The organism is Streptomyces sp. NPDC036984 (assembly GCF_055607665.1).
In genome coordinates, this window is record NZ_JBVJRL010000002.1 from 561354 (window position 1) to 583288 (window position 21935).

The 21935-nt window shown below is 72.4% G+C and carries 22 protein-coding genes and 1 pseudogene; 11 read left to right on the forward strand and 12 right to left on the reverse strand.

All coding sequences use genetic code 11. The annotated features are described in order from the left end of the window. Positions 1 to 4: 4 nt before the first annotated feature. Positions 5 to 184, reverse strand: a pseudogene (locus tag ACZ7DL_RS06545) (HD domain-containing protein); the annotation flags it as partial. 38 nt (positions 185 to 222) lie between these two features. On the opposite strand from ACZ7DL_RS06545, the gene ACZ7DL_RS06550 reads away from it, so the two are divergent. Beyond that, on the forward strand, positions 223 to 1422 hold the full coding sequence (locus tag ACZ7DL_RS06550) for a 4-hydroxybenzoate 3-monooxygenase (RefSeq protein ID WP_470771879.1): 1200 nt from the start codon (positions 223 to 225) through the stop codon (positions 1420 to 1422). A gap of 141 nt (positions 1423 to 1563) precedes the next feature. Next, complete coding sequence (locus ACZ7DL_RS06555; protein WP_470771880.1) at positions 1564 to 2424, forward strand: Bax inhibitor-1/YccA family protein; 861 nt, start codon at positions 1564 to 1566, stop codon at positions 2422 to 2424. Positions 2425 to 2481: 57 nt separating this feature from the next. On the opposite strand, the gene ACZ7DL_RS06560 is transcribed toward ACZ7DL_RS06555, so the two are convergent. Further along, the gene (locus ACZ7DL_RS06560; RefSeq protein ID WP_470771881.1) at positions 2482 to 2712 is read right to left on the reverse strand and encodes a DUF4287 domain-containing protein; all 231 of its coding nucleotides are present in this window, start codon (positions 2710 to 2712) and stop codon (positions 2482 to 2484) included. A 99-nt stretch (positions 2713 to 2811) separates the two neighbouring features. On the opposite strand from ACZ7DL_RS06560, the gene ACZ7DL_RS06565 reads away from it, so the two are divergent. Next, a complete protein-coding gene (locus ACZ7DL_RS06565; RefSeq protein ID WP_470771883.1) occupies positions 2812 to 3123 on the forward strand; it encodes a hypothetical protein in 312 nt (103 codons plus the stop codon). A 6-nt stretch (positions 3124 to 3129) separates the two neighbouring features. On the opposite strand, the gene ACZ7DL_RS06570 is transcribed toward ACZ7DL_RS06565, so the two are convergent. From ACZ7DL_RS06570 to ACZ7DL_RS06580, 3 genes are all read right to left on the reverse strand, one after another. Beyond that, positions 3130 to 3942, reverse strand: coding sequence for a LapA family protein (locus ACZ7DL_RS06570; RefSeq protein ID WP_470771998.1), 813 nt, complete (start codon positions 3940 to 3942; stop codon positions 3130 to 3132). A 292-nt stretch (positions 3943 to 4234) separates the two neighbouring features. After that, positions 4235 to 5455, reverse strand: a complete 1221-nt coding sequence (locus tag ACZ7DL_RS06575; protein ID WP_470771884.1) for an acetyl-CoA C-acetyltransferase — start codon at positions 5453 to 5455, stop codon at positions 4235 to 4237. A gap of 154 nt (positions 5456 to 5609) precedes the next feature. Next, positions 5610 to 6629: an SGNH/GDSL hydrolase family protein gene (locus ACZ7DL_RS06580; RefSeq protein ID WP_470771885.1), complete on the reverse strand. Its 1020-nt coding sequence runs from the start codon at positions 6627 to 6629 to the stop codon at positions 5610 to 5612. Between the two features lie 159 nt (positions 6630 to 6788). On the opposite strand from ACZ7DL_RS06580, the gene ACZ7DL_RS06585 reads away from it, so the two are divergent. After that, the gene (locus ACZ7DL_RS06585) at positions 6789 to 8180 is read left to right on the forward strand and encodes a cystathionine beta-synthase (RefSeq protein ID WP_470771886.1); all 1392 of its coding nucleotides are present in this window, start codon (positions 6789 to 6791) and stop codon (positions 8178 to 8180) included. 415 nt (positions 8181 to 8595) lie between these two features. Here the strand turns inward: ACZ7DL_RS06585 and ACZ7DL_RS06590 are convergent, their stop codons facing one another. Further along, entirely contained in the window at positions 8596 to 9027 is a 432-nt protein-coding gene (locus ACZ7DL_RS06590; RefSeq protein WP_470771887.1) for a hypothetical protein, read from the reverse strand. Between the two features lie 203 nt (positions 9028 to 9230). Between ACZ7DL_RS06590 and ACZ7DL_RS06595 the strand changes: the two genes are divergently transcribed. Both ACZ7DL_RS06595 and ACZ7DL_RS06600 read left to right on the forward strand, forming a co-directional pair. Continuing rightward, a complete protein-coding gene (locus ACZ7DL_RS06595; RefSeq protein ID WP_470771888.1) occupies positions 9231 to 10073 on the forward strand; it encodes a MurR/RpiR family transcriptional regulator in 843 nt (280 codons plus the stop codon). Between the two features lie 96 nt (positions 10074 to 10169). Next, positions 10170 to 10754: a hypothetical protein gene (locus ACZ7DL_RS06600; protein ID WP_470771889.1), complete on the forward strand. Its 585-nt coding sequence runs from the start codon at positions 10170 to 10172 to the stop codon at positions 10752 to 10754. 7 nt (positions 10755 to 10761) lie between these two features. Here the strand turns inward: ACZ7DL_RS06600 and ACZ7DL_RS06605 are convergent, their stop codons facing one another. The 5 genes from ACZ7DL_RS06605 to ACZ7DL_RS06625 all read right to left on the reverse strand — a co-directional run bounded on the left by ACZ7DL_RS06605 (position 10762) and on the right by ACZ7DL_RS06625 (position 14439). After that, positions 10762 to 11136: a roadblock/LC7 domain-containing protein gene (locus ACZ7DL_RS06605; RefSeq protein ID WP_030341435.1), complete on the reverse strand. Its 375-nt coding sequence runs from the start codon at positions 11134 to 11136 to the stop codon at positions 10762 to 10764. Between the two features lie 10 nt (positions 11137 to 11146). Beyond that, positions 11147 to 11650: a roadblock/LC7 domain-containing protein gene (locus tag ACZ7DL_RS06610; RefSeq protein WP_470771890.1), complete on the reverse strand. Its 504-nt coding sequence runs from the start codon at positions 11648 to 11650 to the stop codon at positions 11147 to 11149. 31 nt (positions 11651 to 11681) lie between these two features. Then, positions 11682 to 12506 carry a transcriptional regulator gene (locus ACZ7DL_RS06615; RefSeq protein ID WP_470771891.1) on the reverse strand — a complete coding sequence of 275 codons (825 nt, stop codon included), beginning with the start codon at positions 12504 to 12506 and terminating at the stop codon, positions 11682 to 11684. Beyond that, positions 12503 to 12886 carry a hypothetical protein gene (locus tag ACZ7DL_RS06620; RefSeq protein WP_470771893.1) on the reverse strand — a complete coding sequence of 128 codons (384 nt, stop codon included), beginning with the start codon at positions 12884 to 12886 and terminating at the stop codon, positions 12503 to 12505. Before ACZ7DL_RS06620 ends, ACZ7DL_RS06615 begins: the two co-directional genes overlap by 4 nt. Positions 12887 to 13065: 179 nt before the next feature. Next, a complete protein-coding gene (locus ACZ7DL_RS06625) occupies positions 13066 to 14439 on the reverse strand; it encodes a type III PLP-dependent enzyme domain-containing protein (protein ID WP_470771894.1) in 1374 nt (457 codons plus the stop codon). 139 nt (positions 14440 to 14578) lie between these two features. Here ACZ7DL_RS06625 and hutU point away from each other — a divergent pair, with 139 nt between their 5' ends. Genes hutU through hutI form a run of 4 tightly spaced genes read left to right on the forward strand, consistent with a single transcriptional unit; the run spans position 14579 to position 20035 of the window. Continuing rightward, entirely contained in the window at positions 14579 to 16243 is a 1665-nt protein-coding gene (hutU, locus tag ACZ7DL_RS06630; RefSeq protein WP_470771895.1) for a urocanate hydratase, read from the forward strand. 11 nt (positions 16244 to 16254) lie between these two features. After that, positions 16255 to 17457, forward strand: a complete 1203-nt coding sequence (locus tag ACZ7DL_RS06635; protein WP_470771999.1) for an allantoate amidohydrolase — start codon at positions 16255 to 16257, stop codon at positions 17455 to 17457. Continuing rightward, a complete protein-coding gene (locus ACZ7DL_RS06640) occupies positions 17448 to 18830 on the forward strand; it encodes a formimidoylglutamate deiminase (RefSeq protein ID WP_470772000.1) in 1383 nt (460 codons plus the stop codon). The genes ACZ7DL_RS06635 and ACZ7DL_RS06640 overlap by 10 nt, the downstream gene beginning before the upstream one ends. Before the next feature lie 29 nt (positions 18831 to 18859). After that, on the forward strand, positions 18860 to 20035 hold the full coding sequence (hutI, locus tag ACZ7DL_RS06645) for an imidazolonepropionase (protein ID WP_470771896.1): 1176 nt from the start codon (positions 18860 to 18862) through the stop codon (positions 20033 to 20035). A 195-nt stretch (positions 20036 to 20230) separates the two neighbouring features. On the opposite strand, the gene ACZ7DL_RS06650 is transcribed toward hutI, so the two are convergent. Continuing rightward, positions 20231 to 21127 carry an RNA polymerase sigma factor SigF gene (locus tag ACZ7DL_RS06650; RefSeq protein WP_470771897.1) on the reverse strand — a complete coding sequence of 299 codons (897 nt, stop codon included), beginning with the start codon at positions 21125 to 21127 and terminating at the stop codon, positions 20231 to 20233. A gap of 248 nt (positions 21128 to 21375) precedes the next feature. On the opposite strand from ACZ7DL_RS06650, the gene ACZ7DL_RS06655 reads away from it, so the two are divergent. Continuing rightward, complete coding sequence (locus ACZ7DL_RS06655; RefSeq protein WP_059251093.1) at positions 21376 to 21753, forward strand: STAS domain-containing protein; 378 nt, start codon at positions 21376 to 21378, stop codon at positions 21751 to 21753. Positions 21754 to 21935: the final 182 nt, after the last annotated feature.

Here is a 21935-nt window from a genome sequence, read left to right on the forward strand (position 1 = left end):
GCTGCTCACCGAGAGCTGCGCGGAGCCAGTCCAGCGATCCCGTCTCCGGTACGGCATCGGCGAGCACCTGGCCGCTCTTCGTGACGATCCGGCCCCGACTGTTGTCGATCCACCGCCGCACGTCGGCGTAGCCCTGGCCCCGTTACTCGATGCCCTGGATCATGCGGAGTTCACCGGCCGAACGTCGAGCAGGGTCGGTGTCCGCGGAGAAGGGGACTGCCGATGCGTACCACCGTCGGGATCATCGGAGCGGGGCCGGCCGGGCTGTTGCTTGCGCGGTTGTTGTACCGAGCGGGGATCGACTCGGTCGTCCTGGAGAGTCGCGACCGTGGCTATGTCGAGCGCCGGCAGCGGGCCGGGATCCTGGAGCAGGGCACGGTCGACGTGCTGCGCGCCGCCGGGGCCGGGGAGCGGATGGACCGGGAGGGGCTGCGGCACGACGGGATCGAGCTGCGGTTCGACCGGCGCCGGCACCGCGTCGACTTCCCCGCGCTCACCGGCGGGCGGTCCGTCACCGTCTACGCCCAGACCGAGGTCTGCAAGGACCTGATCGCGCTCCAGCTGAAGGAGGGCGGGCCGCTGCTGTTCGGGGCCGAGGCGCTGGCGGTGGAGGGGGCGGAGAGCGAGCGGGTGCGGATCCCCTTCCGGCAGCAGGGGCGCGCGGACGTACTGGAATGCGACTACGCCGTCGGCTGCGACGGCTTCTGGGGCGTGGCCCGCAAGGCCGTCCCGGCCGGGGTCTCCCGGGTGTTCGAGCGGTCCTACCCCTACGCCTGGCTCGGCATCCTCGCCGACGTCGCCCCCTCCCACGACGAACTCGTCTACGCCCACCACGAACGCGGCTTCGCCCTGCTGTCGATGCGGTCGCCGTCCGTCTCCCGGCTCTACCTCCAGGTGCCCGCCGGCACGGAGCCCGGGCAGTGGAGCGACGAGGAGATCTGGGACGAGCTGCAGCGGCGGTTCGAGACGGACGACGACTGGCGGCTGGAACGCGGGCCCCTCACCCAGAAGTCGGTCACCCCCATGCGCTCCTTCGTCCACGAGCCGATGAGGCACGGCCGGCTCCTCCTGGCCGGTGACGCCGCCCACATCGTGCCGCCGACCGGCGCCAAGGGGCTGAACCTCGCCGTCGGCGACGTCGTCACCCTCGCCCGGGCTCTCGTCCACGAGCGGGAGACCGGCTCCCCGGACCTCCTCGACGCCTACTCCGCGACCTGTCTGCGCCGCGTCTGGCAGGCCGAGCGGTTCTCCTACGACATGACGACCCTGCTGCACAGCGCCCCGGACGCCACCGCCTTCGACGCCCGCCTCCAGCTGGCCCGGCTGGAGCGGATCGCCTCCTGCCGCGCGGCCGAGACCGACCTGGCCGAGGCGTACACGGGGTTTCCGCTCGGTCGGCCGACCGTCCATGGCCGGGAATGAGTCGTCCGCGTAGCGTGTTGCGCAGCACGACAGGGGAAACATGCACGGCAGGGGGAAGATCCTCCTCAAGTATCATGTCGATCCTTTGCCAATCCATTACTCTTGAGCCAAGGCTGCGCTCGGCAGCCATGGAGGAGTGAAATGAGGAGCAGCAACCCGGTCTTCTCGCGACGGGGGTTCAGCCGCGACAACGGCCACGCCGGCTTCAACACCGCACCGCAGGCCGGGTACGCACAGGGCAACCCGTACGCGCAGAACCCGTACGCCCAGAACCCGTACGCGCAGGGGGACGTCCAGTACGGCGCCCCGCCGCAGGCCCCGGCCGCCACCGACCGGATGACCATGGACGACGTCGTCGTCCGCTCGGCGCTCACGCTCGGCACGGTCGCCGTCGGCGCCGTCCTGGCCTGGGCGCTGCTGCCGGTCTCCGGTACCAGCTACGGCCTGGCCATCGGCTCCGCGCTCATCGCGTTCGTCCTGGCGATGGTCCAGAGCTTCAAGCGCACCCCGTCGCCCGCGCTGATCCTCGGATACGCGGCCTTCGAGGGCGTCTTCCTCGGCGTCTTCAGCGAGATGTTCAACAGCCGCTGGAGCGGCGCGCCCTTCCAGGCGGTGCTCGGCACCATGGCGGTCTCGGGTGCGACCCTGCTGGTCTACAAGGCCGGCTGGATCCGCGTCACCGCCCGCTACGCCCGCATCGGCATCACCATCGCGATCGCCTTCATGGTGGTCATGGCGATCAACCTGCTGCTGGTCGCCTTCGGCGTCGCCGAGGACGGCGGACTGCGCAGCTTCGGTCCGCTCGGCGCGATCGTCGGCATCTTCGCGATCCTGCTCGGCGCGTTCTTCCTGACCCTCGACTTCAAGCAGATCGAGGACGGCATCGCCTACGGCGCGCCGCGCAACGAGTCCTGGCTCGCCGCGTTCGGCCTCACCATGACCCTGGTGTGGATCTACGTGGAGATGCTGCGGCTGGTGGCGATCTTCAGCAGCAACGACTAGCGCGACCGCCGGTCGTACGCACGGGCCCCGGGCAACGCGCCCGGGGCCCTTCCGCGTTCAGAGCAGCTTGCGCGCCGCCCTCCTCAGGTCGTACTCGTGCACGATCGCCTTGGCGTGGCCGTACGCCAGGTCGTACTCGTGCCGGAGCCAGCTGACCTTCTCCTCGAAGCGGAACAGCGACGGGCCTTCTTCGACGGTGCGCAGCCAGTCGGCGATTTCACGACCGGTGCAGTGCGGGATGCGGGCGAGCAGATTGCGGTGGGTCTCCTCGGAGAAGACGTGGGACATCGGCGCCTCCGAACGCAAAGGGGATGTAAGCCGGTCCTTCCCGTCACCGTGCCTGAGCGTTCGCGTATTGGCAACAGTGCGGCGCGTTACGCTCGGCGCGTGGTTGATACGACGCCCTTGACCAAAGCAGTGGATCATTTCGCCGACCGGCTGCGCGCGGCGCCGCAGAGTCGGCTCCAGCGGGGGGCAGCGGCCGAGGCGCTGGCGCTGGCCAGGGAGTTGGCCGGCTGGGCCCAGCGTGTCGAGTCGCCCGGGGCGGAGCCCCGGGAGATGCCCGATGCCGGGATGTTCGCGGCGGCCGACCAGATCCTGGTGGCCGCGCACGATTTGGCCGAGGTGCTGCTCAGTGACGATCAGGTCGCCGAAGCCGTGCGGCTGGTGGAGGAGGCACGGCAGAGGGCGGGGGTCTGAAGACCGTCAGAGGGACGCGATGACCCTGTCGGCCAGGATGTAGACCATCTCCTCGCCGCACGCGAAGGTGAGGGTGTACGCGCCGGAGATCCCCGAGCCGCCGAGGAGGTAGGGGGACTCGCCCGACTCCAGGGCCGTCGCCAGGCGCTCCGCCGTCTCGCGGTGGCCCGGCGTCATGCACAGGGTGGTGCCGTCGGCGAAGACGTAGACGTCGAGCGTGCCGAGCGGGCCCGGGCGGACGTCGGAGAGTTCGATGCGCTCGGCGGCCAGCTCCTCCAGCACCGTCACCGTACGCTCGTGGTCGCTCACGGCAGGCGACTGCATCGGGACGAAGTCGGGGTGCGAGGGGTGCCGGCGGCGGGCCGCGGCCAGCTCCGGGGACTCCGTGGGGGTGCCCCCCTGGACGAAGTCCTTGGGGGAGAACTCGTCGGCGTCGGCGGTCGGCTCGGACACCGGCTCCAGCGGCTCCAGGCCCAGGAAGTCCGCCTGGCGCGGCAGGAACAGCTCGGGGTCGGGCAGGCCGTACAGCGAGGGTGTGTCGGAGGCGTCACGGGCTTCCTGTGCGGCCCAGAAGGCGCGCGCCTCGGCCAGTTCCCGCTCCCGCTCCTCGGCCAGCGCGTCGGCCACGGCCGCGCGTATCTGGTCGGCGTCGGCGCTCGTACGGGCGCCGGGCACCAGGGCGGGCGTGGTCGCGGCCTGGTTCTCGGCGAGCTGCCGCTGGAGCTCCGTCAGCTGCCGGCGCAGCTTCAGCACAGTGCGCAGGACGGCGACGCCCACGGCGCCGGTGGCAGCCGTGGTGAGCAGCAGGGCGATCGGCATGGCGCTCACTGACATACTCCCGGTTCAAAGTCGACCCCCGACTTCCTACATCAGCTTGAAGGGCGGACTAACCAGCTGTCAGTGCGTAACGTCACGAAACGGACAGGACTTTGTCCTCGCGCTTTTGTTGTACGCCGTGCCGACCTGCGCTGACCTGCACAGATGCGCCCAGAGGGCGAGATAGGTCACATCCTGGGGGAGATTGGATCACGGAAAGGCCCAGAACCGTGTCGTTTCCTCGGTTCTGGGCCCTTCTGCGACGTAACGTGCGGGCTCCGCTACGGACGGTGGGTCAGCTCAGGCGCTCGATGACCATCGCCATGCCCTGGCCGCCGCCGACGCACATCGTCTCCAGGCCGAACTGCTTGTCGTGGAACTGGAGCGAGTTGATGAGCGTGCCGGTGATGCGCGCGCCGGTCATGCCGAAGGGGTGGCCGACGGCGATGGCGCCGCCGTTGACGTTCAGCTTGTCGATGTCGACGCCGAGGTCCCGGTAGGAGGGGATCACCTGGGCCGCGAACGCCTCGTTGATCTCGACCAGGTCGATGTCGTCGATGGTCAGGCCGGCCCGCTGGAGCGCCTGCCTGCTGGCGTCGACCGGGCCGAGGCCCATGATCTCCGGGGAGAGGCCGGAGACACCGGTGGAGACGATCCGGGCGAGCGGGGTCAGGCCCAGTTCGCGGGCCTTGGTGTCGCTCATGATGACGACGGCGGCGGCGCCGTCGTTCAGCGGGCAGCAGTTGCCGGCGGTGACCCGCCCGTCCGGGCGGAAGACCGGCTTCAGGCCCGCCACGCCGTCTATGCTGACGCCGGCGCGCGGGCCGTCGTCCTTGCTGACCACCGTGCCGTCCGGGAGGGTCACCGGGGTGATCTCGCGCTCCCAGAAGCCGTTCTCGAGGGCCTTCTCGGCGAGGTTCTGCGAGCGGACGCCGAACTCGTCCATCTCCTCGCGGGTGACGCCCTTCAGACGGGCCAGGTTCTCCGCGGTCTGGCCCATCGCGATGTAGGCGTCCGGCAGCTCGCCGTCCTCGCGCGGGTCGTGCCAGCTCTCGGCCCCGGCCGCGGCGACGGCGGCGGTGCGGGCCTCGGCCTCGGCGAACAGCGGGTTGTGCGTGCCCGGCAGTTCGTCGGAGCTGCCCTTGGTGAAGCGGGAGACCATCTCGACACCGGCCGAGATGAAGATGTCGCCCTCGCCGGCCTTGATGGCGTGCAGCGCCATGCGGGAGGTCTGGAGGGAGGAGGAGCAGTAGCGGGTGATCGTGCAGCCCGGCAGGTAGTCCATGCCCATCTGCACGGCGACGATCCGGCCGAGGTTGTGGCCCTGCTCGCCGCCGGGGAGGCCGCAGCCGAGCATCAGGTCGTCGATCTCGCGCGGGTCCAGCTCGGGGATCTTGGCGAGCGCCGCCTGGATGATCGTGGCGGTCAGGTCGTCGGGGCGCAGGTCCTTCAGGGAGCCCTTGTTCGCGCGGCCGATGGGGGAGCGGGCGGTCGAGACGATGACGGCTTCGGGCATCACGGCTCCAGAGGAAGGGAGTGGGCAGGGCCTTCTGGGAAGTTACCCGTACGTATGAGCCGGGTCACCGGTGTCGTGGTGTGACACTGGCCGCAGTTTCTAAGCGCTTGCTTTCCCCGGTGGTGGCCGCCGGCGCGCGGCGGCCATGAGCCGGTCAGAGCGACGGAGTCGCCGGCTCGGCCTCCGGCACCCGACGCCTCCGCCGCCGCTTGAGCAGTGCCCACGGCCCCCGCGGCCCCGTGGGCATGGCCGCCGTGACCTCGGTGCCCGCCTCGGACGCGGCCTCGGCGGCCGCCCGCGCCACCGGCAGGAAGCCCTCGCGACGCGACACGTCCGGCCGCTCCTCCTCGGCCGGCCACAGCCCCAGCGCCGCGCACACCGTGGGCAGCACGGCCATCGCCGCCGTGGCGTAACCCTCCGCCGAGGGGTGGTAGTTGTCCGGCCCGAACAACTCCCGCGGGTTCGCCTCGAACTCGGGGCCGAGCAGGTCGCCCAGCGACACCGTGCGCCCGCCCTGCTCCACCACCCCGATGGTCTGGGCCGCCGCCAGCTGCCGGGACGCGCGCCGGGCCAGCCACCGCAGCGGCTGCTGCACCGGCTCGATCGTGCCGAGGTCGGGACAGGTGCCGACCACCACCTCGGCCCCGGCCGTGCGCAGCCGCCGCACCGCCGCCGACAGATGCCGTACCGAGCGGGTCGGCGGCATCCGGTGGGTCACGTCGTTCGCGCCGATCATGATCACGCAGATGTCGGGGACGGGGGAGGGGGACGACAGCACCAGGGCCACCTGGCGGTCCAGGTCGTCGGACTGGGCGCCGGGCAGCGCCACGTTCCGCAGCTCCACCGGGCGCTCCGCCACCGCCGCGAGGCCCGACGCCAGCAGCGCGCCCGGCGTCTGGCCCGCCCGGTGGACGCCCTGTCCGGCCGCCGTGGAGTCACCGAGCATGGCCAGCCGGAGGGGCGGTTCGCCGGGGATGTCGTACGTGTGGCCGTACACGCCGTCGGTCGGCGGCACCCGGCCGCCGCTGCCGTTGCCCACATGGCGCCGCGCCAGCCGGACCTCCGCCAGCACCAGACCGACGACGGCGGCGCCGACCAGCCCGGCCCCGCCGCCGCCGTACGCCGCTCCGGCCGCGATGCGCCGGGCCACCCTCGCCCTCGACATGCTCGTCATACGTCGCCGCCACCTCCTCGTAGCCGTACACCCACTCCTTGCCCCGTACAGGCCGTGCGCCAATCTCGACAGGGAGTGAACGACCGCCTCCGCCACACAGCTGGCCTTAGGCTGGCGACACCACTACGAACACACCTTTTGCAGCGACCGGAGACAACGGTGCAATTCCACGACTCGATGATCAGCCTCGTCGGCAACACCCCGCTGGTGCGGCTCAACAACGTGACCAAGGGCATCCAGGCGACAGTCCTGGCCAAGGTGGAGTACTTCAACCCGGGCGGCTCCGTGAAGGACCGCATCGCCCTGCGCATGATCGAGGCCGCCGAGAAGAGCGGCGAGCTGAAGCCGGGTGGCACGATCGTCGAGCCGACCAGTGGAAACACCGGTGTGGGTCTGGCCATCGTGGCCCAGCAGAAGGGCTACAAGTGCATCTTCGTGTGCCCCGACAAGGTGAGCACCGACAAGATCAATGTGCTGCGGGCGTACGGGGCCGAGGTGGTCGTGTGCCCGACGGCCGTGGCGCCGGAGCACCCGGACTCGTACTACAACGTCTCCGACCGCCTCGTCCGTGAGACGCCGGGCGCCTGGAAGCCCGACCAGTACTCCAACCCCAACAACCCGCTCTCCCACTATCACTCGACCGGTCCCGAGCTGTGGGAGCAGACCGAGGGCAGGATCACCCACTTCGTGGCGGGCGTCGGCACCGGCGGCACCATCTCCGGCACCGGTCGCTACCTGAAGGAGGCCAGCCAGGGGCAGGTCAAGGTCATCGGCGCCGACCCGGAGGGCTCCGTTTACTCCGGCGGCTCCGGGCGGCCGTACCTGGTCGAGGGCGTCGGTGAGGACTTCTGGCCGACCGCCTACGACCGCACCGTCGCGGACGAGATCGTCGCCGTCTCCGACAAGGACTCCTTCCAGATGACCCGCCGGCTGGCCAAGGAGGAGGGCCTGCTGGTGGGCGGCTCCTGCGGCATGGCCGTCGTGGCCGCGCTGAAGGTCGCCGAGCGGCTCGGCCCGGACGACGTCGTGGTCGTGCTGCTGCCGGACAGCGGCCGCGGCTACCTCAGCAAGATCTTCAACGACGAGTGGATGGCCGACTACGGCTTCCTGGAGGACGAGGGCCCGAGCGCCCGCGTCGGCGACGTCCTGAACCACAAGGCGGGCGGCTCCATCCCGTCCCTGGTGCACATGCACCCCGAGGAGACCGTCGGCCAGGCCATCGAGGTGCTGCGCGAGTACGGCGTCTCACAGATGCCGGTCGTCAAGCCGGGTGCCGGTCACCCGGACGTGATGGCCGCCGAGGTCGTCGGCTCGGTCGTGGAACGGGAGCTGCTGGACGCCCTGTTCAGCAAGCGCGCGTCTCTCGAGGACCCGCTGGAGAAGCACATGTGCGCCCCGCTGCCCCAGGTCGGCTCCGGTGAGCCGGTCGGCGACCTGATGCAGGTGCTGGGTTCGGCGGACGCGGCGATCGTCCTGGTCGAGGGCAAGCCGACCGGGGTGGTCAGCCGGCAGGACCTGCTGGCGTTCCTCGCCGAGGGCGGAAACAAGTAGCGAACGCCCGGTGAACGGCCCGTGGCCGAGGGGGACTTGGCGGGAGGCGGGGTTCGCGGAAGTGGTACGAGCGTGTCACGTCCGCGCAGCACCCGCTTAACACGGGTACGGCACAGTGGTGGGTGTCGGCAGGGGTGGGAGCGGCTCCCCGCCCAGGCCGGCGCCGAACGGCGCCAAGGACCTCCGGAGCGGCTCCCGGACCTCCATGGACGCCACGGACGCGCAAGCCCGGCCCTGACCCGGCCCGCGTCCCTCGCGGGGACCGCCGTCGTCCCGCCCCCCGGTTTTCGGGGGTGCGGCGGTCCCCGCGCAACTCTTTTCCGGCGGGCGGCACTCGACTCCCCACCGCCCGGCACCGCGGGCACGTCAGGAGCTGCGCGAGTCCTCCCCGCAAGGGTGAGGCTCCGGGAACCGCTCAGACCTCGTCGGCCCGCCGGTCCCGGTCGCGCCGGCCCGCGAGCAGCTCCGGGTGCAGCCGGACCGCCTGCACCGCGTTGACGCCGATGACGCCGATCCAGGTGGCCGTGATCCCGTACAGGCCGGCGAGAGCGCCGGAGATCGCGGACAGCGGGATCGCCAGGACCAGCGTGATCAGGGCGAAGCCGTAGCGCTCGGCCCAGGAGTCGGCCGGCTTCGGCCGCCGGGTCTCGCGCGCCGCCGTCATCTGCCGCTCGGCCAGCTGCCGCCGCACCCGGCGGTCCACCGCGTCGTCGATCCGCTGCTCCACCTTCTCCAGGAAGGAGTCCACGAGAGCGGAGTCGTAGTCCTCGCCCAGTTCCCTGCGGGCCCGCACCGTGGCGTCGAGGTCCTTCCTGAGGTCGACGTCGCGCGGATCGAGTGTGTCCATACCGGCCACCCTAGAAAGCGGCCGGCTCCGCCGCACTGGGGCTAACCCCCCGGTCCGGGGAGCGGACGACAGCTGCGCCGCACCCCCCTGCGCTGTATAACTGTATGCAGCGACATGTTGCCTGAATAAGTGGCCCGTGTCCGACCGAGCCTCGGCGCTGTACTCTCCCGGGGCGTCGAGGAGATCTGGAGGGGGAGTACGTCATGAGCGCGACCGACAGCCCTGCGAACCGCTTGCAGGCGCTCTTCGAGGGCCACCGGCTCACGCCGACCCAGCGCCGCATCGCGCACAGCATGGTGCGCCGGGCGGCCGACGTGCCCTTCCTGTCCAGCGTGGAGCTGGCCGAACTGGCCGGGGTCAGCCAGCCCTCGGTGACCCGCTTCGCGGTCGCCCTCGGCTTCGACGGCTACCCCGCCCTGCGCAGGCACCTGCGCGAGGTCGTCCCGGCCGAGCCGGCCGCCGAGGCCGGCGCCTACAACGAGTACCAGCAGGCCGTCGAGGCCGAGATCGAGAACCTGAAGCACCTCGCCGAGCTGCTCGCCGACCCGCGCCCGGTGCAGCAGGCCGGCCGGATCCTCGCCGCATCCCGCCCGCTGCCGGTGCTCGGGCTGCGCGCCGCCGCCTCCCAGGCGTACGGCTTCGCCTACTTCGCCGCCAAGGTCCACCCGGACGTCCGGCTGCTGCACGAGGGCGGCACGATGATCCACGACCGCGTCGACGCCGCGGTCCGCGCGGGCGCCACCGCCCTGCTGTGCTTCGCCCTGCCCCGGCATCCGCGCGAGGTCGTGGACACCCTCGCCTACGCCAAGGACGCGGGCCTGACCGTCGTCACGGTCGCCGACTCGGCGTTCGCGCCGGTCGCCAAGTACTCCGACCTTCTGCTGCCCGCCGCCGTCGGCACCGGGCTCGCCTTCGACACCGCGTGCGCGCCGATGCTGCTCGGCCGGGTGCTGCTGGAGGCGCTCTGCGACGACCTGCCGGACGCCCAGGCCCGCCTGGAGGAGTTCGACACGAGGGCGGCGACCCGGGGGCTGTTCGTGGAGTGACGCCCGTCCGGGGTCTCTCAGATTCGTCTCACGTTGTGCTACTAGCTTCCCTACGAGACGTAGAGACCGTGGGGACACGTGACACGGGAGGCTGACGTGGCGCGCGGAGGACAGGGACTGGCTCGGGTGGCCGTCGTCGTACGGGCGGGGGCCGCACCGCTGTGGTGGCTCGGGGTGGCCGCCGCGGGGATCGGTGTCGTGCCGGAGGGACTGACGGGACGCCGGATCGGAGTACTGGCCGGGGCGGTGCTGTTCCTGCTCGGCGCGGCCGTCGTGGCGCTGTTCCGCCGGGGCCGGTACGCGGCCCTGGCCCGCGGCGCCGCCCGCGCCGGCAAGTACGACGTCCTCCAGGACCGGGCGGTGACCGTACGCAACTGGCGCCGGGGACACCGCTGGTGGCTGCTGCTGGGCTGGGCGGTCGCGCTCGGCTCCGCCTTCGCGGTACCCGCGGCCGGCGGCCTGCTGCTGGCCGGGCTCGGCACCGGGCTGCGGCTGAAGGCCGCGTGGCTCGGACGGCTGGAGCGGGCCGCCCAGACGCTGCTGTGGGTGCGCGTCGACTGGCTCGACGGGTGCGGCGGACGCCCGGCGGGCAAGGCCGTGGGGGGCGTGCGCGGTACGGGCATCGCGGCCGGCGACGCGGCCCCGGGCGGGGCCCGCCGCCGCACCGCGGCGCTCGTCTGAGCTTCCGTCAGACCTCCAGCTCCTCCTCGATCCGCTTCAGCTGGTGCCGGGCCATCGCCAGGTTGGCCCGGCTGGAATCGAGGACCAGGTAGAGGAACAGGCCGTTGCCGCCGCGGCTGCTGAGCAGGCGGATCAGGTGGTACTGGTCGGACAGGGTGATCAGGATGTCCTCGATACCGGCCTTGAGCCCCAGCATCTCCATCGTGCGCATCTTGGCGCGGATCACGTCCGTGTTGCCGGCGGCGGCCACGTTCAGGTCGAAGCTCTTGCTGCCGCCCATCGTGCCCAGCGCCATCCCGCTGGTGTAGTCGACGAGCGCGACGCCGGTGGCGCCCTCGATGGAGGTGAGAGCTTCCTTCAGCGCGGTCTCGGTGTTGGCCATGGTGGTCCTCTCAACTGTCGGTTGCGGTGCGCGCTTCGGCACTCGTCGTGCGAGGCGCGCGGGTACGGATCGGGGGTGCCGCACTGACGGCTCCCAGGGGTCGTGCGCCCGGCCGGGCGGCCCGGGCGGCGGCCTCGGCGGCATCCAGCAGCTCCCCGATGCGGGCGCCGGCCCGGCGGCCCTCCAGGTGCAGCCGGCCGACGTTGACCCGGTCCTGGGCGAGCAGCGTCAGTACGGCGGTACGGCCGGCCGCGTAGGTGGCGATGTAGCCGCGCTCGCCGCGCACCAGCAGCTCCCGGAAGCCGCCGTGTCCGGTGGCGTCGGTGACCCGTACGGCCACGCCGAGCGCGGCCGCGGTGAGCGCGGCCAGGCCGTCCGGGTCGACACCAGGGGTGTCGTGGGCCACGACGAGGCCGTCGACGCCGGCCGCGAGGGCACCGGTCAGCTGCGGTACCCGGGTGCGCAGCCGGCGCAGCTCGGCCAGGACGGTCTCCAGGTCCTCTTCGGCCACCATCAGGTGTCTCCTCTCGGCGGGGCGGTGCCGTTCAAAGCGCCTCCAGCGCATCCCTGAGCCTCTTCAGCAGCGCGATGTCGGGGTCGGTGGTGACCTGGTGGGGCGGGGGCGGCGGGGCCGGTGCCGGGGGTGCCGGCGGCACCGGTGGCACCGGCGTGACATGCCCGGCCGCCGCGAGCCGGCGCACGTCGACCAGCGTGTGGAACGCCTGCCGGCCCAGGTTCCGCGCGATGTCGGCGGCCGTGCGGACGCCGTCCACGCGGTCCAGGACGGCCCGCTGCCGGGGCGTGACCGGCGCCGCCGGGGCGCGCCGGGCCGGGTCCGCGCGGATCAGCGCAGCGCTGTCGGCGGCCGGGTCGGGCCACAGCCGGTGCAGCAGCAGGCGGCGGCGGAGCGTCTCCCGTTCCAGCGCGACGACCGGGACCGAGGGCAGCGGGCCGAGCCGGGGCGCGTGGTCGTACCGGAACCATCCCGGGGTGCTGCTCGGCGCCAGCGCGAAGTACCCGGCGTCGTACAGCGCGTCCAGGTGGCACAGCTCCAGCGCGCCGGTGGGCAGGACCCCGGAGCGCAGCAGGAGTTCGGCCGCGTGCAGCGGTCCCGGGGTCTGGGCCGCGGCCTGCTGCCAGGCGGTGCCCGCGAGGGTGCCGTGGGCCGTGAGGAGCACGTCGAGGCCGGGGGCGAGGGGGCTCTCGGCGTGCACCACCCGGCCCTCGGCGAGGTGCAGGACGCCGTGTTCGCGGACCAGGACACCGGTGGCCCGCTCCTCGGCGAGCCGGGTCAGCATCGGTGACAGCGCGCGTGTGGCCCCCTTGTCCCGGACCGGCAGGGCCGGCGGAGGGGTCCTGACGGCGGTCATCCCAGCACCAGCCGGGCGGCCATCTCGCCGAGCCGGATCCGGGCGAGCGCGAGGTTGCCCTCCTCGCGGCCGAGCCACAGATGCAGGAACACGCTGCTGTCGAAGGACGTGTCGACGAACCGCAGCAGGTGGTAGCTGTCCCCGTTGCTGATGATCACGTCCTCCACCGGTGCCGGCTCGTCACCGCGGGCGGCGAAGGTGCCGTGCTCGGCGGCCATCCGGGCCAGTTCGGCGGCCTCGGCGGCGGTCGTCTCGTGGTCGCCGCCGGGCGCCTCCCCGACCGTGCCGAGGGCCAGTCCGCTCGTCCAGTCCACGAGGGCGGCTCCCCGGGCACCGGGCAGCCGCATCGCTTCCAATAGGCACTCGTCGATTCCGGGCACCGTGGCTCCCCTCCCGCCTGGGACTCCGGCTGAGTGACGCCGACACTACGCAACGTGTGCGCGGGAGGTGAGGCCTTTGGCATTTTCCGGTGGAACGTGCGTCCGGCGTACTAGTGTTGCTCAACTGGCGTGTGTTTCACGGCCGTTGATCCATTTGTTCGAGGGGCGGCCGGGGCGCGTCAACGGCTCGCGGGCGCACGAAGGGTGGTGAGCGCGGACGCGTGCGCCCCACCGGACTCGGCCACCACCTCGGCGATGGTCTGCGGCTCTCGTACGGCCGCGAAGGCGACGCCTCCCGCGCCGTCCGGCGCGTAGCCGTGGATGCCCGGCCGGGCGAGGGAGTTGTAGGCGTAGTGGTGGGCGAAGTAGTACGCGCCCGTGTCCAGCGCGGCCGCGTAGTCGCCCTGCTCCAGCGGTGGCAGGGTGCGCCCCTCGGCCAGCAGGTCGCCCGAGAAGCAGGCCGGCCCGGCCACGTCCTGCACCACCTCCGGCCCGGTCTTCGGCCGCCCCCCGGCGTCGTACGCGGCGATCCTGAGCGGCCACGCCTCCGGCGCGTACACCGTCCGCGTCGCCACCTGCACGCCCGCGTGCGTCACCGCGATCCGCCGCCCGCCCGCGCTCTTGGCGTACTCCACCCGGGCCACCACCGTCCCGTGCTTGGCCAGCAGCGACCGCCCGAACTCGGTCACCAGCCCGTACCGCCCGTCGAACAGCCCCGGCACCTCTTCGGCCAGCAGCCGTGCGTACTGCGCGTACGACGGTGTCGCCTCCTCCGACGCGAAGTTCACCGGCAGTCCGCCGCCGATGTCGATCGTGTCGACCTGGTGCCGCCCGACGGTCGCGTTGATCTCCTCCGCGAGCCCGTACGCCTCCGCCACGCCCCGCGTCAGCAGCGCCGGCGGGATGCCCTGCGAGCCGGTGTGCGCGTGCAGCCGGGTCAGCCACGGCCGGTCCGCGTACGCCTGGACGACCCATGCCCGCGCCCCCTCGTCCCGCAGCGCCACCCCGAACTTCGAGGTCCGCGTCGCCGTCGAGGTCGCCCCGATCGAGCCGGCGCCGAGCTGCGGGTTGACCCGGAGGCCGAGGGGGGACCGGCTGGGCGCGGACCGCGTCAGGGCGTCGAGCCGCGCCAGCTCCTGCGGGTTGTCCGCGTTCACCGCGATGCCCAGGGCCAGCGCCTCGCGCAGCTCCGCCGGGGTCTTCGCCGGCGAGTCCAGCACCGTCCGGGCGGCCGGTACGTCGGCCGCCCGGGCCAGTGCCAGCTCGCCGGGGCTCGCCACCTCCGCCCCGACCCCCTCCTCATGCAGCAGCCGCAGCACCGGCACCAGCGGGGTCGCCTTCACCGCGAAGGCGTGCAGCACCGGCGTGCCGGGGGGTGTGACCGCGTCGAAGGCCGCCCGCAGCGCCGCCGCCGACTCCCTGATGCCGGTGACGTCCAGCAGCCCCACCACGGCCGCGTCCGGCCCCAGCAGCCCCTGCTCGACCGCCGCCCGCACCGCCCGGTCGCGGCGGGCCGCGCGCTCCCGTGCGTCGCTCTCGATGTCGTGCTCCACGGCTTCCCCGTCCTGTGTCGGCCACCGGTGCTTCCAGCCAAACACCCGCGGCGCGCCGACGCGGCCCTCCCGACGTATTGACTAGTTCTATTCAGGAGGACAGGATGTGAATAGACGTAGGCACAGGAGGAGGCAGACGATGTCGGGACCCCGCCCCGTACGAGCACCGCGCGGCACGGAACTGAGCACGCTGGGATGGCAACAGGAAGCCGCCCTGCGCATGCTCCAGAACAACCTCGACCCCGAGGTCGCCGAGCACCCCGACAAGCTCGTCGTCTACGGCGGCACCGGCAAGGCCGCCCGTGACTGGCGCTCCTTCGACGCCATGGTCCGCACCCTGAAGACGCTCAAGCAGGACGAGACCATGCTGGTCCAGTCCGGCCGCCCGGTCGGCGTGATGCAGACCCACGAGTGGGCCCCGCGCGTCCTCATCGCCAACTCCAACCTGGTCGGCGACTGGGCCAACTGGGAGGAGTTCCGCCGGCTGGAGGCCCTCGGCCTGACCATGTACGGCCAGATGACCGCCGGCTCCTGGATCTACATCGGCACCCAGGGCATCCTCCAGGGCACCTACGAGACCTTCGCCGCCGTCGCCGCGAAGAAGTTCGACGGCACCCTCGCCGGCACGATCACCCTCACCGCCGGCCTCGGCGGCATGGGCGGCGCCCAGCCACTCGCCGTGACCATGAACGACGGCGTCGCCATCTGCATCGACTGCGACCCGCGCGCCATCGAGCGCCGCATCGAGCACCGCTACCTCGACGTCAGGGCCGACAGCCTGGACCACGCGCTCCGGCTGGCCGTCGAGGCCCGCGACGCCCGCCGCCCGCTGTCCATCGGCGTCCTCGGCAACGCGGCCGAGCTGGTCCCGCAGCTCCTCGCGATGAACGCCCCCATCGACATCGTCACGGACCAGACCTCCGCCCACGACCCGCTGTCCTACCTGCCGGCGGGTGTGGCCTTCGAGGACATGGCGGACGAGGCGGCGAAGGACCCGGCCGGCTTCACCACCCGGGCCCGGGAGTCGATGGCGAAGCACGTCGAGGCCATGGTCGGCTTCATGGACGCCGGCGCCGAGGTCTTCGACTACGGCAACTCCATCCGCGGCGAGGCTCAGCTGGCCGGATACGACCGGGCGTTCGCCTTCCCCGGCTTCGTCCCGGCCTACATCCGCCCCCTCTTCTGCGAGGGCAAGGGCCCGTTCCGCTGGGCGGCCCTGTCCGGCGACCCCGCCGACATCGCCAAGACCGACAAGGCGCTCCTGGAGCTGTTCCCCGAGAACGAGTCCCTGGCCCGCTGGATCAAGATGGCCGGTGAGCGGGTCCACTTCCAGGGCCTGCCCGCGCGTATCTGCTGGCTCGGCTACGGCGAGCGCGACAAGGCCGGCGAGCGCTTCAACGACATGGTGGCGAGCGGCGAACTGTCCGCCCCGCTGGCCATCGGCCGCGACCACCTCGACTGCGGTTCCGTCGCCTCCCCGTACCGCGAGACCGAGGCCATGCTCGACGGTTCCGACGCGATCGCCGACTGGCCGCTGCTGAACGCGATGGTCAACGTCGCTTCCGGTGCGTCCTGGGTGTCCATCCACCACGGCGGTGGCGTGGGCATGGGGCGGTCCATCCACGCCGGGCAGGTGACGGTGGCCGACGGTACGAAGCTGGGCGGCGAGAAGATCCGCCGGGTGCTGACCAACGACCCCGGTATGGGTGTCATCCGGCACGTGGACGCGGGGTACGACATCGCGGAGTCCGTTGCCCAGGAGCGCGGGGTCCGGGTGCCGATGCGCGAGGGTGACCAGGCGTGACCTTCCACAGCATGTGGGCGGAGCTGCTGCCGATCGGCCGCAGCTCCGCCTCCGGCGGCTACCGCCGCTTCGCCTGGACCGGCGCCGACGCCGAGTGCCGGGCCTGGTTCAAGGAGCAGGCCGAGGCGCGCGGGCTGGCGTACGAGGTGGACCGGAACGGGAACCAGTGGGCCTGGCTGGGGGACCCGGGTGCCGGGGACGCCGTCGTCACCGGGTCGCATCTGGACTCCGTGCCGGACGGCGGGGCCTTCGACGGGCCCCTCGGGGTCGTGTCCTCCTTCGCCGCTCTCGACGAGCTGCGGGCCAGGAACGCGCGGTTCACCAAGCCCCTCGCCCTCGTCAACTTCGGCGACGAGGAGGGCGCCCGGTTCGGGCTCGCCTGTGTCGGTTCCCGGCTCACCGCCGGGCAGCTGACCGTCGAGCAGGCCCACCGGCTCACCGACGGGGACGGCATCAGCCTGCCCCGGGCCATGGAGGCCGCCGGCTACGACCCCGAGGGCATCGGGGCCGATCCCGAGCGGCTGGCCCGGATCGGTGCCTTCGTGGAGCTGCACGTCGAGCAGGGGCGGGCGCTGGACCTGTCCGGCGACCAGGTCGGCATCGCCAGCGCCATCTGGCCGCACGGGCGCTGGAGGTTCGACTTCCGGGGCGAGGCCAACCACGCCGGCACCACCCGGCTGGCCGACCGGCGCGACCCGATGCCGTCGTACGCCGAGACCGTGCTCGCCGCCCGCCGGGAGGCCGAACTCGCCGGTGCCGTCGCCACCTTCGGGAAGATCGCGGTGGAGCCGAACGGGGTCAACGCCATCCCCTCACTGGTGCGCGGCTGGCTGGACTCCCGCGCCGCCGACCAGAGCACCCTGGACACCGTGGTCGGCGCCATCGAGAAGGCCGCCCGGGAGTACGCGGACGCCCAGGGCGTCGATCTCGACGTCGTCCGGGAGTCCTTCACCCCGGTCGTGGAGTTCGACCACGCCCTGCGGGACGAGCTCGGCCGCATCCTGGGCAAGGACACCGGCATGCAGGTGCCCGTCCTGGGAACCGGTGCCGGACACGACGCCGGAATCCTCTCCGGGAGCATTCCGACCGCCATGCTGTTCGTGCGCAACCCCACCGGTGTCTCGCACTCCCCGGCCGAGTTCGCGGCCGAGGACGACTGCGTGGCCGGGGTGCTCGCGCTCGCCGACGTACTGGAAGGGCTGGCCTGCGAGTGACCAAGGCGACCTACTGGCTGGAGCACGCCTGGCTCGGCACGCTCCCCCGAGCTCTCGGCTCCGCTCGAGCAGGGGGGACCCCCGTCGAGCCGGGCGTGGCCCTCGACACGGAAGGCGGCCGGATCACCGCCGTCCGTACCGACGTGCCCACCCCGCCGCCCGGCGCGGAGGTGCTGCGCGGGCTCACGCTGCCGGGGCTCGCGAACGCCCACTCCCACGCCTTCCACCGCGCCCTGCGCGGCACCGTCCAGGTCGGCAGCGGCACCTTCTGGACCTGGCGCGAGGTGATGTACTCCGTCGCCGACCACCTCACCCCGGAGACCTACCACGCGCTGGCCCGCGCGGTGTACGCGGAGATGGCGCTCGCCGGCATCACCTGTGTCGGGGAGTTCCACTACGTGCACCACGCCCCCGGCGGCACCCCCTACGCCGACCCCAACGCCATGGGCGAGGCGCTGATCGCGGCCGCCGCCGAGGCCGGGATCCGTATCACCCTGCTCGACACCTGCTACCTCGCCGCCGGCTTCGGTGAGCCGCCCAACACCCACCAGCTGCGGTTCTCCGACGGCAGCGCGGAGGCCTGGGCCGAACGCTGTGCAGTTCTCAAGGAGCGGGATCACGCGCGGATCGGTGCGGCGATTCACTCCGTACGGGCCGTGCCGGCCGGGCAGCTGGCGACCGTGGCGGGGTGGGCGCAGGAGCGGCTGGCCCCGCTGCACGTGCACCTGTCGGAGCAGACCGCCGAGAACGACGCCTGCCTGGCCGCCCACGGCCGCACGCCCACCCGGCTGCTCGCCGACCACGGCGTCCTCGGGCCACGCACCACCGGTGTGCACAACACCCATCTCACCGACGAGGACATCGAGCTGCTCGGCGGCTCGGGCACCGGCACCTGCATGTGCCCCACCACCGAGCGGGACCTGGCCGACGGCATCGGCCCGGCCGTCGCCCTGGAGCGGGCCGGCTCCCCGCTCTCCCTCGGCTCCGACAGCCACGCCGTCATCGACCTGCTCGAAGAGGCGCGTGCGATGGAGCTCAACGAGCGGCTGCGCACCCGCACCCGGGGCCACTGGACGGCCGCGGCGCTGCTGCGGGCCGCCACCGCCGACGGCCACGCCGCCCTCGGCTGGGACGAGGCCGGCGCGATCCGGCCCGGCGCGCTCGCCGACCTGACGACGATCGCCCTGGACTCGGTCAGGACGGCCGGGCCGCTGCCCGGGCTCGGCGCCGAGACGGCCGTATTCGCGGCGAGCGCGGCGGACGTACGGCACACGGTCGTGGGCGGGCGGCACGTCGTACGCGACGGCGTGCACACCCTCGTGCCCGATGTGCCGCGGGCGCTGGCCGCCGCCGTCGAAGCCCTGCGCGGCTGAGGACCGCCGACCCCCACAAGGACGACACCATGAGCAGCAGCACCGTCATCACCAACATCGCCACGCTGGTCACCAACGACCCCTCCCTCGGCGACAACTCCCCCCTGGGCCTGATCCAGGACGCGGCCGTCGTCATCGACGGCGACCGCATCGCGTGGGCCGGTGAATCCAGCAAAGCACCCGCCACTGACAATCGCGTCGACGCCGGCGGCCGGGCGGTGCTGCCGGGCTTCGTGGACTCCCACTCCCACCTGGTCTTCGCGGGCGACCGGACGCAGGAGTTCAACGCCCGTATGTCCGGCCGCTCCTACACGGCGGGCGGCATCCGCACCACGGTCGCGGCCACCCGGGCCGCGAGCGACGCGGAACTGGAGGCGAACCTCACCCGTTACCTGGACGAGGCCCTGCGCCAGGGCACGACCACGTTCGAGACGAAGTCGGGCTACGGCCTGACCGTCGAGGACGAGTCCCGGGCCCTGCGCCTCGCGGCGAAGCACACCGACGAGGTGACGTACCTCGGCGCGCACATCGTCTCGCCGGACTACGCCGACGACCCCGCGGCCTATGTCGCCCTGGTCACCGGCGCGATGCTGGACGCCTGCGCGCCGCACGCCCGCTGGATCGACGTCTTCTGCGAGAAGGGCGCCTTCGACGGCGACCAGGCCCGCGCGATCCTCACGGCGGGCAAGGCGAAGGGCCTGCACCCGCGCGTCCACGCCAACCAGCTCTCCTACGGCCCGGGTGTCCAGCTGGCCGTCGAACTGGACGCGGCCAGCGCCGACCACTGCACCCATCTGACGGACGAGGACGTCGACGCCCTCGCGGGCGGCCGTACGGTCGCCACGCTCCTGCCCGGCGCGGAGTTCTCCACCCGCGCCGAGTGGCCGGACGCCCGCCGCCTGCTGGACGCGGGTGTGACGGTCGCCCTCTCCACCGACTGCAACCCGGGCTCGTCCTTCACCTCCTCCGTGCCCTTCTGCATCGCCCTGGCCGTCCGTGACATGCGGATGACCCCGGACGAGGCGGTCTGGTCGGCCACGGCGGGCGGTGCCGCGGCCCTCCGCCGCACCGACATCGGCCGTCTCACCCCGGGCAGCTACGCCGACCTGACCCTCCTGGACGCCCCCAGCCACGTCCACCTGGCCTACCGGCCGGGAGTGCCGCTCGTGACGGGCGTGTGGCGGCGCGGAGTGCGCGTGGTCTGACCCCCGGCGCCAGCGCCCCCCGGTGGTGGGCGGCGTCGGCCGTGGTAAGCCGAAAGAGGTTCCCGGGATGACCGCATGACGGTCGGGGCGCCGGGTACCCCCCAGTCGGCGAGCTGGGCCCCGGGGACGGCGAAGCGGCCCGGCGCCGTCGGCCGAGCCGCTTCCCGCGGGCCGTTCGCGTGGCCCGGACGGAGGTCACTCCTCCAGCGTCAGCCCCTTGCGCAGCCGTCCCAGCGTCCGCGACAGCAGCCGGGACACGTGCATCTGGGAGATGCCGAGTTCCTCGCCGATCTCGGACTGGGTCATGTTCGCCACGAAGCGCAGGGAGAGGATCTTCCGATCGCGCGGCGGGAGTTCGGCGATCAGGGGCTTGAGCGACTCGATGTACTCGATGCCCTCGAGCCCGTGGTCCTCGTATCCGATGCGGTTCGCGAGCGCGCCCTCGGACTCGTCCTCCTCGGGCTGGGCGTCCAGCGAGGAGGCGGTGTACGCGTTGGACGCGGCCATGCCTTCCACGACCTCCTCGTTGGAGAGGCCGAGGCGCTCGGCGAGTTCCGCGACCGTGGGGGCGCGGTCCAGCTTCTGCGCCAGCTCGTCCCCGGCCTTGGCCAGGTCGAGCCGCAGCTCCTGGAGCCGGCGCGGGACGCGCACGGACCACGAGGTGTCACGGAAGAACCGCTTGATCTCGCCGATGATGGTCGGCATCGCGAAAGTGGGGAACTCCACACCGCGGGCGAGTTCGAAGCGGTCGATCGCCTTGATCAGGCCGATGGTGCCGACCTGGATGATGTCCTCCATCGGCTCGCTGCGGGAGCGGAAGCGGGAGGCGGCGAACTTGACGAGTGCGAGGTTGAGCTCGACGAGGGTGTTACGGACGTACGAGTACTCGTGCGTCCCTTCCTCCAGCGACTCGAGGCGCTCGAAGAGAGTCTTGGACAGGGCCCGCGCGTCGACCGGGCCGATCTCGTCGTACGGGGGGATCTCCGGGAGTCCCTCGAAGAGGTCGAGGGTGCCGATGGGATGATCCAGTTGTTCCGGTGGGGGTGTCGACGTCGCGATCGGGGTATGCGATGCGTCGAGCCGGGGTGACATGGGTGTCCTCCATCGTTCTCGGCATATGGCTGCCGAAGCCAGTACGTGCACTGCGGTGTGCGGCGCCTCCGAAGCCGGCGTGTAGGGATGTGTGTCCGTACTAGCCCTACCCGCTTGACCGAGTGGGTCGCAAGTGCGTTCTGTTCTGGTATGTCCGATTGTGCGCGGATGTTCGGGTGTCGGAGTGCGCATGGAAGGCGTAATGTTCGAGGGCATCAGCAGCCACGACCTCGGGAGAGAGAGACGGCATGGACCACGGGACGGTCGGCAGCGCACAGTCGGGCCGGCTTCTGGTGGAGGTGCGGGAAGAGGGCTCCAGCGCCGTTGTGACACCGGCGGGTGAGCTCGATCACCACACCGCCGATCTTTTGCGTGAGCCCCTCGACGACCTTCTGGCCAAGGGCTTCTCGCGACTGGTGGTGGACTGCTCACGCCTGGAGTTCTGCGACTCCACGGGGCTGAACGTCCTGCTCGGCGCCCGGTTGAAGGCGGAGGCCGCCGGAGGCGGGGTCCACCTGGCCGGGATGCTGCCGGTGGTCGCCCGCGTCTTCGAGATCACCGGGGCCGAGGCGGTCTTCACCGTCCACGATTCCGTGGAGGCGGCCCTGGCCGACGGTGCCGACTGACCCGCCGCCCCCTCCTCTCCGGTCCGGCCGGCGCGCCGGCCCCCGCGGGCGTTGCACCCGTCACGTCCAATACGGGGGTGTTCCGTCGGATCGGTCGGGCAGGAGAGGGCAGAAGATACGCAGGAGGCGTCCCGTCGGCCGCCGGCCGCCGGCCCTCCCGGGACCGGCGACCGACCCGGACG

Excerpts from the sequence above, each read along its gene's own strand:
- ACZ7DL_RS06560 (WP_470771881.1), bottom strand. The coding sequence starts at position 2,712 with ATGTCCCACGTCTTCTCCGAGGAGACCCACCGCAATCTGCTCGCCCGC.
- ACZ7DL_RS06650 (WP_470771897.1), bottom strand. The coding sequence starts at position 21,127 with ATGTCACCCCGGCTCGACGCATCGCATACCCCGATCGCGACGTCGACA.
- ACZ7DL_RS06590 (WP_470771887.1), bottom strand. The coding sequence starts at position 9,027 with ATGGACACACTCGATCCGCGCGACGTCGACCTCAGGAAGGACCTCGAC.
- ACZ7DL_RS06555 (WP_470771880.1), top strand. The coding sequence starts at position 1,564 with ATGAGGAGCAGCAACCCGGTCTTCTCGCGACGGGGGTTCAGCCGCGAC.
- ACZ7DL_RS06605 (WP_030341435.1), bottom strand. The coding sequence starts at position 11,136 with ATGGCCAACACCGAGACCGCGCTGAAGGAAGCTCTCACCTCCATCGAG.
- hutI (WP_470771896.1), top strand. The coding sequence starts at position 18,860 with ATGAGCAGCAGCACCGTCATCACCAACATCGCCACGCTGGTCACCAAC.
- ACZ7DL_RS06655 (WP_059251093.1), top strand. The coding sequence starts at position 21,376 with ATGGACCACGGGACGGTCGGCAGCGCACAGTCGGGCCGGCTTCTGGTG.
- ACZ7DL_RS06635 (WP_470771999.1), top strand. The coding sequence starts at position 16,255 with ATGTGGGCGGAGCTGCTGCCGATCGGCCGCAGCTCCGCCTCCGGCGGC.
- ACZ7DL_RS06595 (WP_470771888.1), top strand. The coding sequence starts at position 9,231 with ATGAGCGCGACCGACAGCCCTGCGAACCGCTTGCAGGCGCTCTTCGAG.
- ACZ7DL_RS06575 (WP_470771884.1), bottom strand. The coding sequence starts at position 5,455 with ATGCCCGAAGCCGTCATCGTCTCGACCGCCCGCTCCCCCATCGGCCGC.
- ACZ7DL_RS06550 (WP_470771879.1), top strand. The coding sequence starts at position 223 with ATGCGTACCACCGTCGGGATCATCGGAGCGGGGCCGGCCGGGCTGTTG.
- ACZ7DL_RS06615 (WP_470771891.1), bottom strand. The coding sequence starts at position 12,506 with ATGACCGCCGTCAGGACCCCTCCGCCGGCCCTGCCGGTCCGGGACAAG.
- ACZ7DL_RS06580 (WP_470771885.1), bottom strand. The coding sequence starts at position 6,629 with ATGACGAGCATGTCGAGGGCGAGGGTGGCCCGGCGCATCGCGGCCGGA.
- ACZ7DL_RS06570 (WP_470771998.1), bottom strand. The coding sequence starts at position 3,942 with ATGCCGATCGCCCTGCTGCTCACCACGGCTGCCACCGGCGCCGTGGGC.
- hutU (WP_470771895.1), top strand. The coding sequence starts at position 14,579 with ATGTCGGGACCCCGCCCCGTACGAGCACCGCGCGGCACGGAACTGAGC.
- ACZ7DL_RS06610 (WP_470771890.1), bottom strand. The coding sequence starts at position 11,650 with ATGGTGGCCGAAGAGGACCTGGAGACCGTCCTGGCCGAGCTGCGCCGG.